We start from the raw sequence: 15,836 nt of genomic DNA on the forward strand, positions 1-15,836 counted from the left end.
AGCCCAGCCCGAACCCGTCGGCGTTGACCACGCCGCCGCCGCGCCCGACATGGTCGCTCCGGAGCCGCTGGGGGACGGGCAGATCCGTGCCATGAGGACGGCCCGCCGGGACGGCGGGCGGGCATCGGCGGTTCCGCGCCACGCGGCGGCACCTGCGGCGGCGGGGGCACGGGCGGACGGCGCCGCGGCCCGCCGGGGTGCGGCGGGCCGGGACGCGGCGGCTGCTCGCTGGTCATGCCTCACCCGCCCGCGCGCGGTGAGCGGCCCTGGCGTCGAGCCAGGCCTGCAGGATCTCCACGGCGGCGGCCTGGTCGACCACCGCCCGCTGCTTGCGGCCCTTCACGCCGCGCTGGGACAGCATGCGGGACGCGGTGACCGTGGTGAGGCGCTCGTCGGCGAGCCGCACCGGCACCGGCGCGATGCGGCCGGCGAGGGCGTCGGCGTAGCCGGCGGCGATCTCCGCGGCCGGTCCGTGCCGGTCGGCGAGCGTGCGCGGCAGACCCACGATCACCTCCACCACCTCGTGTTCGGCCACCAGTGCGGCAAGCTGTTCGAGATCGCTGTCGCTGTTCGCATCACGCGACAGGGTAACCAGAGGGCTGGCGAGGATGGGGGCCGGATCGCTCAGCGCCACACCGACCCGGACCGATCCGACATCGACCGCCAGACGCCGGCCTGCCCCGGGATCGTGCTCCCCGGGGCGGTCCGGTTTCCGCGCCGTCACCCTGCCGCGACCGCGCCACGCAGCGCCGTGATGGCCTGCTCGATGCCCGCCGGGTTGCTGCCGCCGCCCTGCGCGAGGTCCGGCTTGCCGCCGCCGCGGCCGCCGACGGCCTCGGCGAACGAGGGCACCAGCTTGCCCGCCGCGAAGCCCTTGTCGCGGGCCGCGGCCGTGGTCGCGACCACGAAGCTGAGCTTCTCGCCCTGCGGCGCGAACAACGCGACCACGCCGGGCCGCGAGCCGAGCCGGTTGCGGACCTCCTGGGCCAGCGAGCGCAGCGCGCCCGCGTCGATGTCGCCGTCGACCTTCTCCGCGACCACGGACACGCCCTGGACGTCGGTGGCCTTGTCCGCGAGCGAGCCTGCCGAGCCGAGCACCTGCTGGGTGCGCAGCTGGGCGATCTCCTTCTCCGCGTTGCGCAGGCGGGTCAGCACGTCCTCGATGCGGGAGGGCAGCTGGTCGCTGGGCACCTTGAAGGTGTTCGCCAGCTGCGAGACCAGCAGCTGCTCCTTGCGCACGTGCTTGAGCGCGTCGGTGCCGACCAGCGCCTCCACGCGGTGCACGCCGGACCCGATCGAGGAGTCCGACACCAGCTTGACCAGGCCCAGCTCGCCGATGCGGCCCACGTGGGTGCCACCGCACAGCTCACGCGAGTACTCGCCCATGTCCACGACGCGGACGTTGTCGCCGTACTTCTCGCCGAACAACGCGACCGCGCCCAGCTCCAGCGCCTTGTCCTTGGTCGTGGTGTAGGCCTGCACCTCGACGTCGTTCTGGAGGTAGTCGTTGACCTCCTCCTCGACCTCGGTCAGCACGTCGGTGGAGACCGGGCCGGGGGTGGTGAAGTCGAAGCGCATGCGGCCGGGCGAGTTCAGCGAACCGGCCTGCGCGGCGCGGCGGCCGTAGGCGCCGCGGACCGCCGCGTGCACCAGGTGGGTGGCCGAGTGCGAGCGCGCGATCGAGCCGCGGCGGGTCTGGTCGACCGAGCCGGTCACCTCGGTGTCCAGGCCGATCTCGCCCGCGATCACCTCGACGCGGTGCACCCACAGGCCGGGCACGATCTTCTGCACGTCGACGACCTTGGCCTCGCCGCCGGAGCCCAGCAGGACGCCGGTGTCGGCGACCTGGCCACCGCTTTCGGCGTAGAACGGGGTGCGGTCGAGGATCAGCTCGGCCTTGTCGCCCTCGCGCACGACCGGCACGCCCTGGCCGTCCTTGAGCAGGCCGATGACCTTGGCCGTGGCCTGCAGGTCGGTGTAGCCGAGGAAGTCGGTCTCGCCGTGCCGCTCCAGCAGCTCGCGGTAGACCGACAGGTCGCCGTGGCCCTTCTTGCGGGCCGCCGCGTCGGCCTTCGCGCGCTGGCGCTGCTCCTCCATCAGCGTCCGGAAGCCGTCCTCGTCCACCGACAGCCCCTGCTCGGAGGCCATTTCGAGGGTGAGGTCGATCGGGAAGCCGTAGGTGTCGTGCAGCTGGAAGGCGCGGTCGCCGGCCAGCACGTTGCCGCCGGCCTTCTTGGTCTCCTCCGCGGCGAGGTCGAAGATCCGCGACCCGCTGGTCAGGGTCTGCAGGAACGCCTCCTCCTCGACCCGCATGACCTCGCTGATGCGGTCGAAGTCGCGCGCGATCTCCGGGTAGGACGGCGCCATCGCGTCGCGCACCACCGCGGCGAACTCGGGCAGCACCGGCTCGTGCACGCCGAGCAGGCGCACCGAGCGCACGATGCGGCGCAGCAGGCGGCGCAGCACGTAGCCGCGCGCCTCGTTGCCCGGGGTGACGCCGTCGCCGATCAGCATGACGCCGGAGCGGGCGTGGTCGGCGATGACGCGGAAGCGGACGTCGTCGGCGTGGTCCGCGCCGTAGCGGCGGCCGGAGAACTCCTCGGCGCGCGCGATCACCGGGCGCACGAGGTCGGTCTCGTAGACGTTCTCCACGCCCTGCAGCAGGTAGGCGACGCGCTCGACGCCCATGCCGGTGTCGATGTTCTTCTTCGGCAGCTCGCCGATCGGCGGGTGGCCGTACTTCGGGCTCTGCTCACCCCGGATGTCCTGCATGAACACGAGGTTCCAGATCTCCAGGTACCGGTCCTCGTCGACGACGGGGCCGCCGTCGCGGCCGAACTCCGGGCCGCGGTCGTAGTAGATCTCCGAGCACGGGCCGCCGGGACCGGGCACGCCCATGTCCCAGTAGTTGTCGCGGCCGTCGCGCGCCTGGATGCGGTCGGACGGGATGCCGGCGACCTTCTGCCACAGGCCGGCCGCCTCCGAGTCGTTCTCGTAGACGGTCACCCAGATGCGGTCCGGGTCGAAGCCGAAGCCGCCGTCGTCCTGGGACTTGGTGATCAGCTCCCAGGCGTTGGCGATGGCGCCTTCCTTGAAGTAGTCGCCGAAGGAGAAGTTCCCGGCCATCTGGAAGAACGTGTTGTGCCGCGTGGTCTTGCCGACCTCGTCGATGTCGCCGGTGCGCACGCACTTCTGGATGCTGGTCGCGCGCGGGTACGGCGGCGGCACCTCGCCCAGGAAGTACGGCTTGAACTGGACCATGCCGGCGTTGACGAACAGCAGCGTCGGGTCGTCCAGGATCAGCGACGCGCTGGGCACCGGGGTGTGGTCCTTGGCCTGGAAGTGCGCCAGGAACCGCTTGTTGATCTCGTGTGTTTCCACTGGTCAGTCCTCGTGGGAAAGCGGCGGGCGCCGCGTGGTGTCGGGGGCTGCGGCGTCGGCGGAGAGCGCGGCGGCAGGGCCGCGTCAGCCCTCCGCCCGGCGAGCTCGCGCCGGGCGCCGGGCCGCGTGACGGCCCGCGGGGGGACGCGGGGCGCTCACCCCGGACCGGTCCTCCACCATGTCGCGCAGCTCCTGTTCCCGCTCGCTCATCCCGGCGCGCACGTCCGCGCCGAACGATCCGATGGCGCCGGCCAGCTCGGACACGGCGTCACCCAGGTTCGAGGCTAACCCCGCCGGCGACGCTTGACGAGCGGTTTGACCTGCCTTGCGGGTCAGTGCGACGCCGGTCACCACACCGACGCCGAGCCAGAACAGGCGCTTCACTTGCGGCCCCGCTTCCGGCTGTGCTTGCCCTCGGGGAGCTCCTTGGCCTTGCGCCGGGACCGGATCGCCTTGCTCAGGCCGTAGGACAGCGCGGCGGTCTTCACCAGCGGGCCGCCGAGGGTCGCGGTGAACACCGACGACAGCGCGGACACGTTGCCGCTCACGGCCTGAGCGTTCGCGGTGATCCCGTCGACGCGCTCGAGCTGGGTGTTGACGTGCGTGATCGTCTCGTTGGCGCCGAGCAGGATCGGGTCCGAGTTCTCGTGCGCCTTGCGGATGGCGATCGTCGCCTCGTCGAGCGTGCGACCGAGCTTGATCAACGGGATCGCCAGCAGCAGCACCAGCAGGACGAACGCTCCTGCGGCGATCAACGCGGCGATCTGCCCTGCCGACACGGGCCCTCCTCGGGTTCTAGCGGCGTGAATGCCGGTCAGGTTACCGTGCGTCGCCGTCAGTGGCCGGACGGCCCCTCCGGGCCCTTCGCCACGCCGAAGTAGAGCGTCGCCATGTCCTCGTCGCCGTGCCCGGCCTCGATCGCGGCGTCCAGATGCGCCAGCGCGGCGCGGGTTCCGGCGAGATCGACTTCCCCGCCCGCGGCCTCCAGGACCAGGCGCGCGTCCTTGGCCGCGTGCCGGGCGGCGAACGCCAGCGGGTACTCGCCATCGATCATCGCGCCGCCTTTGAGGTGGGCGTAGGGGACGTCCAGCGCGCCGCCGGTGATGGCCTCCAGGAACAGCCGCGGGTCGACCCCGAGGGCCTGGGCGAGCCGGATGCTCTCGGCGGTGCCGTTGGTCAGCGCCAGCACCCACGCGTTCGCGGCGAGCTTGAGCCTGCTGGCCGCGCCGGTCTCGCCGACCCACAGCGTGCGGGCGCCGACGGCGTCGAACACCGGCGCGCACCGGTCGCGGAGTTCGCCGGGGCCGGAGGCGAGCACGACGAGCTTGCCGTCCTCGGCCGGTTTGCGGGTGCCGAGGACGGGGGCGTCGACGAACGGGACGGCCTTCTCGCGGGCGAGCGCGGCGAGCCGCTCGGTCCAGTCGAGGCCGACGGTGCTCATCTGCAGCCAGACCGCCCCGGCCGGCTCGATGCTCTCGACGACCTCGTGCACGGTGGCGCCGTCGCTGAGCATGGTGAGGACGAAGTCCGCGCCGTCGACGGCCTCCTGCGGCGTGTCCGTGACGGTGCAGCCGCGGTCGGCCAGCGGCGCGGCCTTGGCGCGGGTGCGGTTCCAGGCGCGGACGCCGAAGCCCGCGGCGGCGAGGTTGGCGGCCATCGGCAGGCCCATGATCCCGGTGCCGAGCACGGCGACAGTCGTTTCGGGCATGGCACCGATCATGGCACCGCGAGCGGTCAGCCGCCGCGCACCGACCGCCGCAGCCGGGGGACGCGCTCGGACAGCGTGCGCTCGGCGCCGCGCTGGGTCGGGTGGTAGTAGTCGACGCCCACCACCTCGTCCGGCGGGTACTGCTGCGCGACCACCCCTTCGGGCACGTCGTGCGGGTAGCGGTAGCCCTGGGCGTTGCCGAGCTTGGCCGCGCCCGCGTAGTGCCCGTCGCGCAGGTGCGGCGGCACGGTGCCCAGGCGGCCGGCGCGCACGTCGGCCAGCGCGGCGTCGATGCCCGTGACGACCGCGTTGGACTTGGGCGCGGTGGCGAGGTGGATGGTGGCCTGCGCCAGTGCCAGCCTGCCCTCGGGCATGCCGATGAACTGGACGGCGTGCGCGGCGGCGACGGCGGTCTGCAACGCCGTCGGGTCGGCCATGCCGATGTCCTCGCTGGCGTGCACGACCAGGCGGCGGGCGAGGAACCGCGGGTCCTCCCCCGCCTCGATCATGCGGGCCAGGTAGTGCAGCGCGGCGTCCACGTCGGAGCCCCGGATGGACTTGATGAACGCGCTGATGACGTCGTAGTGCTGGTCGCCGTCGCGGTCGTAGCGCACCGCCGCCTTGTCCACGGTGGACTCGACGATCGGCAGGTCGATGGTCTTGTGCTCGGTGGCCGACGCGGCGTCCGCGGCGGCTTCGAGCGCGGTGAGTGCGCGGCGGGCGTCGCCGGAGGCCAGGCGGACGAGGTGGTCCTCGGCTTCGGGCGTGAGTTCCAGTTCGCCGTCCAGGCCGCGCTCGTCGGTCATCGCACGGCGGATCAGCAGCCGCACGTCGTCGTCGGTGAGGGGCTTGAGCTGCAGCACGAGCGAGCGGGACAGCAGCGGCGAGACGACGGAGAAGGACGGGTTCTCGGTGGTGGCGGCGACGAGGAGGACGGTGCGGTCCTCCACCGCGCCGAGCAGCGCGTCCTGCTGGGTCTTGGAGAAGCGGTGGACCTCGTCGATGAACAGGACCGTGTTCTCCGCGTTGTACTGGCGGCGGCGACGGGCTTCCTCGATGACGCCGCGGACTTCCTTGACGCCGGCGGAGAGCGCGGACAGGGCGACGAAGCGGCGGCCGGTGGCGGTGGAGACGAGGTTGGCGAGGGTGGTCTTGCCGGTGCCGGGCGGGCCGTAGAGGAGCACCGAGGCCGGGGCGGCGCCCTCGACGAGGCGGCGCAGCGGGGCGCCCTCGCCGAGCAGGTGCTGCTGGCCGACCACCTCGTCGAGCGAGCGCGGCCGCATCCGGACCGCGAGGGGCGAACCCGGCGGGACCGGGGCCGTCTGGGGCTGCGTCACGCGCTCCGGCGGCGGCTCCAGGTCCGGGTTCACCGTGAAGAGTTCGTCCTGCACGCCTCCACCGTAATGCGGGGCTCCGACAGAACCGTCAGCGCTCCACGGGCCGCGGCGCGAGCTCCGGTTCAAGTGGCTCGGCGCGGCGGGCGCGCCACGATTCCAGCGCCGACCGGGCGACGATGGCGGCGGCGTAGGGCAGCAGGTCCCGGCCGCGGCGCCACAGCCAGGGGATGCCCTTGACGACGAGCCAGCCGACGTGGTCGACGGTGCGTGGTGTGACGCCGCCGGAGCAGACGAGGCTCACCGGTGCGGGGACGGCGATCCCGGCGTCGGCGACCAGTTCGGTCACGCCGCGGGCGAGGAGGCGGTGCCCCAGCTCGGAGGGGTGCAGGCGGTCGACGCTCCAGGCGGCCAGGTCGTAGGCGCCGGGCAGCGAGCCGAGGTCGAGGCAGGCGACCCCGTGCCGGCGGGCGATGGTTTCGATGACGTCGTTGAGCTCGGCGATGCGGGCGGTGAGGGCGCGGCGGAGCGGACCGGGCAGCCGGAAGACGCGGCTGTGGTCGTGGAAGAGCATGGTGACGACCGTGGCGCCGACGGCTTGGAGGGCGGTGACGACGTGTTCGAGGTCGCGGGCCATGCCGAGGGAGTCGAAGTCCGAGCGGAGGGTGTCGTTCATGCCGACGATCACGACCGCGACGTCCGGCCGGTGACGTAGCGCGGCCGGCAACTGGTCGGTGCGCACGCAACGCATCCGGGCGCCGGTGAACGCGGTGTTCAGGTACCCGGTGGGCGGGATGCCCAGCGCCTCGGCGACGAACGGGCCGACGCCGCGCCAGGAGCCGCCGGGCACGGGGTCGCCGAGCCCCACGGCGGTGGAGTCGCCGAGCACGGCCAGGCGAACGGCACGGCGGGGAAGCGGATCGGGGGTCTGGGTGAATTCTTCACGCACCGCAGTCACGTCTGAAGACCATCAGGCACGGACCCGCCCACCACGTGAGCGCCGGGTAACACGGTCCGGACGGATCAGCGAACGTCTGGGTTTCGCGGGGTTGGGTGGGTGCCGGGGTGGGTTTGTGCGGGCGTGGGTGGGCCGGTCGCTTGGGTGCGAGTGGGCCGGTGGGCGGGTCGCTTGGGTGCGCGAGGGCCGGTGGGCCGGTCGCTTGGATGCGCGAGGGCCGGTGGGCCGGTCGCACGGATGCGAGTGCGCCGGTCACTCCGGTGCTACGGGCCCAGTCGTGCTGGCACGAAAGGACCAGTCGCGCCGGCACGAGAGGTCCACTCGCGCGCACACGAAACGGCCAGTTGCGCCCGCACGAGTGGCCCAGTCGCGCCCCCAACCATGAGAGGACCAGTCGCCGCCGCACCAGAAGTCCACTCGCGCTGGCACGACACGGCCAGTCGTAGTCGTCCTACCAGAGGCCCATCCACGCCCACACGAAACGGCCAGTCGCGGCCGCACGAGTGGACCAATCGCGAGCGCACGAAAGCGCCAGTCGCGCGCACGAGAGAGCCAGTCTGGGGCCACACGAGAGGACCAGTCACGGCCGCGCGAAGGCCAGTCGCGTGCACGAGAGGGCCAGCCGGGGCCGCACACAAAACCACCACTCGCGCGCGAGGCGCACCGCGGCGAACCACAAAGCCGCTCCGCGCCCCGCAGCCGCCCGGGACCACGAACGCTCACCGGCCGCCCGGACCCCCGAACACCCAGCAGCCACTCCGGACACCCAGCAGCCATTCCGAACGCCCGGCAACCGCCCAGGCCCCAAACGCCCGGCAACCGCCCAGGCCGCCGAACGCCCCGCAACCGCCCAGGCCCCCGAGCGCCCGCGACCGACCGAACCTCGAACACCCAGCAGCGGCCCGGCGCCCCGAAAAACTCAGCGGAACGCCGGATAAAGCGGCAGCTCCAGCCCAGGCCCGAACCGCGCGTCGAGGGCCTTCGCGACCTCCCGCGCATGCGCGGCGACCTCGTCCCTGCCGCCGCGCTCGGCGTACGTTCCCAGGTCCCTCCACCAGCTCACCAGCGCCGCGACGCGGTTGGGGCGCACTTCGGCGCCCGCGCCGCCCAGGTCGGCCCACGTCGTGACCCACACCAGCAGCATCTGGTGGTCCAGCAGGTGCGCCGACAGCACCTCGTTGTCGCCGAGGGCCGGCCACACCCCCGAGACCTCGGCCTTCCACGCGGCGATCATCGCCTCGCTCATGCCGCTCGGCAGGGCCCGCGCGTCCTCGCACGTGGCGAACGGGACACGCAGGTGCGCGGCGTCCACCAGCGCGTTGCGGACCAGGCCGCGCTCGAAGTCCAGGAAGTGCACGCCGCCGCTGGTCACCAGGTTGTTGTCCGGGCTCAGGTCCACCGGGCTGAACGCGCGGTACGGCGACGACGCCGACGCCTCGCACACGTTCTCGGCATACGCCCGCACGTCGTCCGGCGTCGTGACGCCGACCGCTTCCGCCAGCAGCGTCGGCAGGCGCGCGCAGGCCACCGCGGGCGTGGTGTCCTCGTCCGGCACGAACCCGCCCAGCCGGCGCAGCAGCGCCTCGAAGTCGGCCTCCCGGCCGGCGGTCGTCGCGTGCAGGCGGCCCAGCGAACGCGCCCAGGACAGCAGCGCGCGCTCGGCCAGCCGCGCGTCCTGCCCGCGCAGCTTATCCCACAGGGTGGGCGCGCGGCCCAGGTCGTCGATCACGATGACGCGCAGCGGGCCGTCGTGGGCGAGCAGCTCCGGGCACATCCGGTCCTCCGCCGGCAGCGCGGTGAACAGCTGGTAGCTGACCGCCTCCTGCGCGAACGGGTCGGCGGCGCCGCGTGGGGGCGCGTCCGGGTAGTGCTTGATCACGAGCGTGCGGGGCAGCCCGAACGGGGACGCGGCGATGCGGGCGCGGACCACCGTCGCCGGTCCGCTGCCGGGCAGGGCTTCCGGCTCCACGAGCCCGATGGCGCTGCCGAAGCGCCGCGTCAGCACGGTTTCGGCCGCCTGGACGGCGGCGTCCACGGCCTGCGTTCCGCTTGCCGGAACGGCCGCGACTGCCGGGTCCTGGTCGTCCTCCGTGCCTGGGGAAGTGTCCACCGTCATCGCCTTCGACCCTACTAGCGGGCGAACGTCGCTCACCACAACGATTTTTCCACTTCCGGCAACGGCCGCACGGTGACGGAAGCGCCTCTGCGCCGCCGCAGCAACAAAACCACGGCCGCGGCCGCCACGATCCCGACGAGGTTCACGGCCAGCTGGCCGAACGACAACGCCGCCTTCGACCACTCCCCCACGACCGCCGCGACCACCGCGTATCCGGCCGCGGGAACGGTCGTGACCGAGATGAACACGCCGACCAGCGCGGCCGATTTCGCTGACGTCATCGACAGCATCCCGGCCGCGCCGGCGAGCAGCGCGACGATCAGCGAGTACCACCCGACCTCGTACACGAAGTCCACCTCGTGCGACTCGCGGAACGCGCTGACGTCGAGCAGCCCCACGAACCAGGTCAGCACCGTGACCCCGGCGGTTACCAGCATCGCGAGCGGGAACCCGAGCGCCAGCGCCATCGTCGCGCGGCGGACCAGGTCCCAGCGCCGCAGCACCAGCCCGACCGCGATCGCGGCGAGCGGGCCGAACTCCGGACCCACCACCATCGCGCCGACGATGGTGACGGGTGAATCGGTCACGATGCCGACCGACGCCAGCAGGCACGCGATCGTCAGGAACGTCAGGAACGTGGCGTTGAGCCGCGACTCCTCACCGGTGCGGTTCAGCAGCTCCTGCCAGACGACCGCGTCCGCGCCCTCGCCCGGCGCGCTTTCCTCGGCCCGGTCGGCCGAATCGGACAGCGCCGTGTCGAGTGCTTCCAGCGTGATCGCGCCGCTGTGGTCCAGCCCCAGCTCGCACAGGGCTTCGAGCACCTCGTCGGCGGCCTCGCGGGCCACGTCGGCCTCGATGAGGTCGCCGGCCGGGGACACGGCGGCCCCCGTGTGCACGATCAGGTGCGCCGTGCCCGGCCGGTCCCGCAGCACCGCCAGCGCGCGTTCGGTGTCCTCCGGCGGGCTGACGACCCGCAGGTGCAGCACCGCGGTCAGCCCTTGGGCGCCGGGGGCTTCGCGTCCACGCCCGCCTCGCGACGCTGCTGGGCCGTGATCGGGGCCGGGGCGCCGGTCAGCGGGTCGTAGCCGCCGCCGGTCTTCGGGAACGCGATGACGTCCCGCAGCGACTCGGCCTTGGCCAGCAGCATCACGATGCGGTCCCAGCCGAACGCGATGCCGCCGTGCGGCGGTGCGCCGAAGGAGAACGCGTCGAGCAGGAAGCCGAACTTCTCCTGCGCCTCGGCCTCGGACAGGCCCATCACCTCGAAGACGCGCTTCTGCACGTCGGCGCGGTGGATACGGATCGAGCCGCCGCCGATCTCGTTGCCGTTGCAGACCAGGTCGTAGGCGTAGGCCAGCGCGTTGCCCGGGTCGGACTCGAACTTGTCGATCCACTCCGGGGTCGGCGAGGTGAAGGCGTGGTGCACCGCGGTCCACTTGCCCGAGCCGACGGCGACGTCGTCGGTCTCGTCGGCCGCCTCGAACAGCGGGGCGTCGACCACCCACACGAAGGACCACTCGTCCTCGTCGATCAGGCCGAGCCGGTGCCCGATCTCCACGCGGGCCGCGCCGAGCAGGGCACGGGCCTCGCGCGGCTTGTTGGCGGCGAAGAAGACGCAGTCGCCGGGCTTGGCGCCGACCGCCTCGGCCAGGCCTTCGCGCTCCTTTTCGGAGATGTTCTTGGCGACCGGGCCGGACAGCGTGCCGTCCTCGCCGATGAGCACGTAGGCCAGGCCCTTCGCGCCGCGCTGCTTGGCCCACTCCTGCCACGCGTCGAGTTGGCGGCGCGGCTGGTCGCCGCCGCCGGGCATGACGACCGCGCCGACGTAGGGCGCCTGGAAGACGCGGAACGGGGTGTCGGCGAAGTACTCGGTCAGGTCGGTCAGCTCGAGCCCGAAGCGCAGGTCCGGCTTGTCGGTGCCGTACTTGGCCATGGCGTCGGCGTAGGTCATCCGCGCGATCGGGCGCGGGATCTCGTGGCCGATCAGCTTCCACAGCGCCGACACGACGGCCTCGCCCACGGCGATCACGTCGTCCTGGTCGACGAAGCTCATCTCGATGTCGAGCTGGGTGAATTCCGGCTGCCGGTCGGCGCGGAAGTCCTCGTCCCGGTAGCAGCGGGCGATCTGGTAGTACCGCTCCAGGCCGCCGACCATGAGCAGCTGCTTGAACAGCTGCGGCGACTGCGGCAGCGCGTACCAGGAGCCCGGGCGCAGGCGGGCCGGCACCAGGAAGTCGCGGGCGCCCTCCGGGGTGGAGCGCGTCATCGTCGGGGTCTCGACCTCGACGAAGCCCTGGCCGTGCAGCACCTCGCGCGCGGCGCGGCTGACCTCGCTGCGCAGGCGGATGGCGCGGGCCGGGCCGTTGCGGCGCAGGTCGAGGTAGCGGTACTTGAGCCGCACCTCCTCGCCGACGTCGACGCGGTCGTCGATCGGGAACGGCAGCACGGCGGCCTCGGACAGCACTTCCAGCTCCGTGGCCAGCACCTCGATGGCGCCGGTCGGGATCTCCGCGTTCTCGTTGCCCGCCGGCCGCTGCGAGACCTCGCCGGTGACCTTGACGCAGAACTCGGAGCGCAGCTGGTGGGCGCGCTCGGCCATCTCGCCCTCGCGGAACACCACCTGGGCGACCCCGCTGGCGTCCCGCAGATCGATGAAGATCACCCCGCCGTGATCGCGCCGCCGGGCGACCCACCCGGTGAGCGTGACGATCTGGCCGGCGTGCTCGGCACGCAGGGTGCCGGCGTCGTGGGTGCGAAGCACTGCGGTTGTTCTCCTTGCGAGGCGTTCGGCTCGTGCGTCAGCAGGGGTTTTGCTGCCCGTATGAGGCTAACGAACGCCCCGGCGGAGGAGTCCACCAGGCTTTCCTTACAGCAGGCTCAGCTGCTCGCCCCGCTCCGGGCGCTCCGGCTCGCGCTGCGCGGGCAGGCGGTGGGACTCGTCGCGGCGGTTCAGGCCGTGGCGGCGCAGCAACGGCGCGACCCGCGCGGACAGCGCCCGGCGGTACGCGGGCATCGCGTAGCTGCCGCGGCCGTAGATCTCGCGGTAGCGCTCGACCAGGTCCGGCCGGTGGGCGCCGAGCCAGCGGGCGAACCACTCCCGGGCGCCGGGCCGCAGGTGCAGTGCGAGGACCGTGGCGCGGGTGGCGCCGGCGGCGGCGATCTCGGCGAACAGCGGGTCCAGCGCCTCCTCGCTGTCGGTGAGGCCGGGCAGCACCGGGGCGACCAGCACCTGGCATGGCAGGCCGGCGTCGGTGATGCGGCGGACCAGGTCCAGCCGGGCGCGCGGGCTGGGGGTCCCGGGTTCCAGGCTGCGTTGCAGGTCGCGGTCGAGCAGTGCGATCGACACCGCCATGCCCACGTCCACCTCCCGCGAGGCGGCGGTGAGCAGGGGCAGGTCCCGGGTGAGGACGGTGCCCTTGGTGAGGATCGAAAACGGCGTGCCGGAGCCGGTGAGCGCGCGGATGATGCCGGGCATCAGCCGGTAGCGGCCCTCGGCCCGCTGGTAGGGGTCGGTGTTGGTGCCCATGGCGACGTGCTCGCGCTGCCAGCTGGGGCGGCGCAGCTGGGCGGCGAGGACCTCGGGGGCGTTCACCTTCACCACGACCTGGGTGTCGAAGTCGCGGCCGGCGTCGAAGTCGAGGTAGGTGTGCGTGTTGCGGGCGAAGCAGTTGTGGCTGACGACCCCGGCCGCGATGAAGTCGCCGGTGCCCGTGGTGATGTCGAACAGGGTCTCGTCGCGGCCGAGCGGTTCGATCGCGACGACGTCCAGCGCCGCGTCCGGTTCGACGAGGTCACCGGCGGGGCCCAGCAGGGTGTCGCCCGGCGACAGGTGCGGCCGGTCGTCGCCGGTGACGTGCTGCCAGCCCTTCTCGGTGAGGAAGCGGTGGTCGCCGCTGGCGACGAGGGTCGTCCCGTTCCGCAGCGTCAGCCGGTGAGCCGGCTTCACGGTGGTCCAGTGCGCGAGCACGGTCGTGGGCACGAGGCGCCGGGCCGTGCCGTGGAGCGCCGTGCCCAGGATCCGGTCGCCGACGCGGAGATCGGCCATGGGCTTCGCGCTCCCGTCGGCCATCCGGATCGGCGTGTCCCCGGCGAGGCAGTAGGTGCAGGCGTGGCTGCAGCCGCGGTAGGGGTTGACGGTCCAGCCGAACGGGACCATCGACTCGCCCGGCACCTTGTTGAGCACCGAGCGGGCGCGGACCTCGTGGAACGTGACGCCCTGGAACTCGGGCGGCGCGACCGTCCGGACCAGGCCGTCCAGGCCGAGCAGAGCCGGCTGCGGGTCACGGCCGGCGCGTTGGTTCTCCCACCTCACCCCGCCAGTCGAACACGCGTTCGAAGCGCTGTCAACACCACGAGGCGAGGAGGTCGGCCAGCTCACGTGGGCGGCTGAGCGCGTTCAGGTGCCCGCCGGGGACCTCGTCCAGCTCCAGGCCCAGCCGCTCGCGCACCACGCGGCGCTGGAACTCCAGCGGGAAGAACCGGTCGTCGCGCCCCTGGACGAACCGGGTCGGCACGTCCGGCCACTTTTGCAGCGGCCACGGCGTGGTGAACGGCTTGTCCGACTGCTGCGGCTCGCCCCGCCGGAGGGCTTCGGCCTTCACGTCGGCCGGGAGGTCGTGCAGGAAGTCCCGCTCGGTGTCCATGCCCTCCGGGTGGGCTTCGTGGTAGCCGGTGTTGGACCACCACTCGCCGCCGGTCTCGCCCGGCGCCGGGACCATCGCGTTGACCAGCACCAGGAGCGACACCGGCACGCGCGCGCAGACGAGCGGGGCGGTGAAGCCGCCCATCGACTGGGCGACCAGCACGACGTCCTCGCGGTCGCCGATGGCCTGGACGACCAGGTCGGTGTACTCGGCCAGTCCGGCGGAGTCGTCCTCGGCCGGGAGGTCGACGGTGATCGCATCGTGGCCGCGCCGGGTCAGCTCCGGCACGAGCCGGTGCCAGTACCACGCTTCCCCGCCCGCGCCGGGGACGAGCACGAAGGTCGCCATGTCACCGCCCCCGCCGCGCGAAGTCCTCGGCGGTCCGGCCGCCGGGGAACCGCTCCTGGAAGTCGAAGGTGCCCGCCCACGACGGCCGGACGGCGATGCGCGCCATCCGCAGGCCGGGCCGGTCGACCTCGGCGACGGAGGCGGCGGCTTGCTCTGGCCCGTAGTACCGGCGCTGGGCGGCGGCGTATTCCGGGAGCACGCCGTCAACCTCGGTGACTACGGCGTTGCCGCGCAGGAGCAGCACCTCCGGCGGCGGGCCTGCCCGGTCGATCGTGACCGCGACCGCGGGATTTGCTCGCAGCGCGGGGAGCTTGGCGGTGCCGGCGAACGTCGCCATCACCAGCTCGTCGCCGGTCCAGTGGAACAGCATCGGCAGCACGCGGGGCGTGCCGTCCGGCGCGACGTAGGCGAGGCGGGCGAGCTCGGTCGAGGCGAGCATCCGCTGGGCGAGGTCGGTGTCGAGAAGTCTGAGGTCTCCCTGCGGGAGAGTGGTCGTCGTCATGCTCCTAATCTAGGAGTGACTGGTGTCACTGCACAAGTAGGAGCTACTCTTTTTCTCGTGCGGAGTTACGACGACCCCTGCGGGGTGGCCAGGGCGCTGGACGCGGTGGGCGAGCGGTGGGCGCTGCTCGTGGTGCGCGAGCTGCTGCTGGGGCCGAAGCGGTTCCGCGACCTGAGCCGGTCGTTGCCGGGGATGAGCCAGAACGTGCTGTCGCAGCGGCTGCGGGAACTGGAGGCGGCCGGGGTGGTGCGGCGGCGTCGGCTCGGGCCGCCCGCCAGCACCAGCGTGTACGAGCTCACCGAGCACGGCGCCGAGCTGGAGGCGGTCGTGCTGGCGCTGGCGCGGTGGGGCAGCCGCCGCCCGGTGCCGCCGGCCGGGGAGCTGAGCGTGGACGCGCTGGTCCTGGCGCTGCGGACGACCTTCTCGGCGGACCGGGCGGGCGACCTGTCCGCCCGGGTGGCGCTGCGCCTGGGCGACGACGCGTTCCTGGCCAGGGTCGATTCCGGCGAGTTCTCGATCGAGCGAGGCTCAGGCGAGGTGGATGCGACGCTGGAGACCGACGCGAGCACGTTGCGGTCGCTGGTGTTCCTCGGCGCTTGTCTGGACGAGGCCGCGGTGACCGGCGACCGGGCGGTGGTCGAGCGGTTCCTCCGGTGCTTCCCGCGCCCGAGCACCTGACGACCGCTCGCGGCCCGGTTCAGCGCGCACGGCCGATGCGACGCCGGAGACGTTGCGGTCGCTGGTTTTCCTCGACGCTTGTCTGGATGAGGCCGCGGTGACCGGCGATCGAGCGGTGGTCGAGCGGTTCCTCCGGTGCTTCCCGCGCCCGAGCACCTGACGACCGCC

14 protein-coding genes are annotated in these 15,836 nt (G+C 73.0%); 1 reads left to right on the forward strand and 13 read right to left on the reverse strand.

Annotation, left to right across the window (positions count from 1 at the left end; translation table 11 throughout):
* Nucleotides 1-232 precede the first annotated feature (232 nt).
* The 13 genes from ruvX to L2C96_RS18295 form a co-directional block, all read right to left on the reverse strand.
* Nucleotides 233-724, reverse strand: a complete 492-nt coding sequence (gene ruvX / locus L2C96_RS18235) for a Holliday junction resolvase RuvX (protein WP_017983106.1) — start codon at nt 722-724, stop codon at nt 233-235.
* The gene (gene alaS / locus L2C96_RS18240) at nt 721-3,381 is read right to left on the reverse strand and encodes an alanine--tRNA ligase (protein ID WP_020422111.1); all 2,661 of its coding nucleotides are present in this window, start codon (nt 3,379-3,381) and stop codon (nt 721-723) included. The genes ruvX and alaS overlap by 4 nt, the downstream gene beginning before the upstream one ends.
* Before the next feature lie 84 nt (nt 3,382-3,465).
* Nucleotides 3,466-3,765, reverse strand: coding sequence for a hypothetical protein (locus L2C96_RS18245; RefSeq protein WP_020422112.1), 300 nt, complete (start codon nt 3,763-3,765; stop codon nt 3,466-3,468).
* Complete coding sequence (locus L2C96_RS18250; RefSeq protein ID WP_020422113.1) at nt 3,762-4,160, reverse strand: DUF948 domain-containing protein; 399 nt, start codon at nt 4,158-4,160, stop codon at nt 3,762-3,764. Before L2C96_RS18250 ends, L2C96_RS18245 begins: the two co-directional genes overlap by 4 nt.
* A 56-nt stretch (nt 4,161-4,216) precedes the next feature.
* On the reverse strand, nt 4,217-5,089 hold the full coding sequence (locus L2C96_RS18255) for an NAD(P)-dependent oxidoreductase (protein ID WP_237337100.1): 873 nt from the start codon (nt 5,087-5,089) through the stop codon (nt 4,217-4,219).
* A gap of 26 nt (nt 5,090-5,115) precedes the next feature.
* On the reverse strand, nt 5,116-6,480 hold the full coding sequence (locus L2C96_RS18260) for a replication-associated recombination protein A (protein ID WP_020422115.1): 1,365 nt from the start codon (nt 6,478-6,480) through the stop codon (nt 5,116-5,118).
* A gap of 34 nt (nt 6,481-6,514) precedes the next feature.
* A complete protein-coding gene (locus tag L2C96_RS18265; protein ID WP_308191166.1) occupies nt 6,515-7,312 on the reverse strand; it encodes an SGNH/GDSL hydrolase family protein in 798 nt (265 codons plus the stop codon).
* A 988-nt stretch (nt 7,313-8,300) separates the two neighbouring features.
* On the reverse strand, nt 8,301-9,497 hold the full coding sequence (locus L2C96_RS18270) for a hypothetical protein (RefSeq protein WP_027936478.1): 1,197 nt from the start codon (nt 9,495-9,497) through the stop codon (nt 8,301-8,303).
* Between the two features lie 32 nt (nt 9,498-9,529).
* Nucleotides 9,530-10,483: a DUF389 domain-containing protein gene (locus L2C96_RS18275; RefSeq protein ID WP_020422118.1), complete on the reverse strand. Its 954-nt coding sequence runs from the start codon at nt 10,481-10,483 to the stop codon at nt 9,530-9,532.
* A gap of 5 nt (nt 10,484-10,488) precedes the next feature.
* On the reverse strand, nt 10,489-12,258 hold the full coding sequence (aspS, locus tag L2C96_RS18280; protein ID WP_237337102.1) for an aspartate--tRNA ligase: 1,770 nt from the start codon (nt 12,256-12,258) through the stop codon (nt 10,489-10,491).
* 105 nt (nt 12,259-12,363) lie between these two features.
* On the reverse strand, nt 12,364-13,809 hold the full coding sequence (locus L2C96_RS18285; protein WP_237337103.1) for an Rv2578c family radical SAM protein: 1,446 nt from the start codon (nt 13,807-13,809) through the stop codon (nt 12,364-12,366).
* 31 nt (nt 13,810-13,840) lie between these two features.
* The gene (locus L2C96_RS18290) at nt 13,841-14,488 is read right to left on the reverse strand and encodes an alpha/beta fold hydrolase (RefSeq protein ID WP_237337104.1); all 648 of its coding nucleotides are present in this window, start codon (nt 14,486-14,488) and stop codon (nt 13,841-13,843) included.
* A gap of 1 nt (nt 14,489) precedes the next feature.
* Nucleotides 14,490-14,990, reverse strand: a complete 501-nt coding sequence (locus tag L2C96_RS18295; RefSeq protein ID WP_237337105.1) for a pyridoxamine 5'-phosphate oxidase family protein — start codon at nt 14,988-14,990, stop codon at nt 14,490-14,492.
* A gap of 84 nt (nt 14,991-15,074) precedes the next feature.
* On the opposite strand from L2C96_RS18295, the gene L2C96_RS18300 reads away from it, so the two are divergent.
* Nucleotides 15,075-15,668, forward strand: a complete 594-nt coding sequence (locus L2C96_RS18300) for a winged helix-turn-helix transcriptional regulator (protein ID WP_372491238.1) — start codon at nt 15,075-15,077, stop codon at nt 15,666-15,668.
* The last annotated feature ends 168 nt before the right edge of the window (nt 15,669-15,836 follow it).

It is taken from the genome of Amycolatopsis tucumanensis (assembly GCF_021654135.1).
In the GTDB taxonomy this organism is placed as follows: domain Bacteria; phylum Actinomycetota; class Actinomycetes; order Mycobacteriales; family Pseudonocardiaceae; genus Amycolatopsis_E; species Amycolatopsis_E tucumanensis.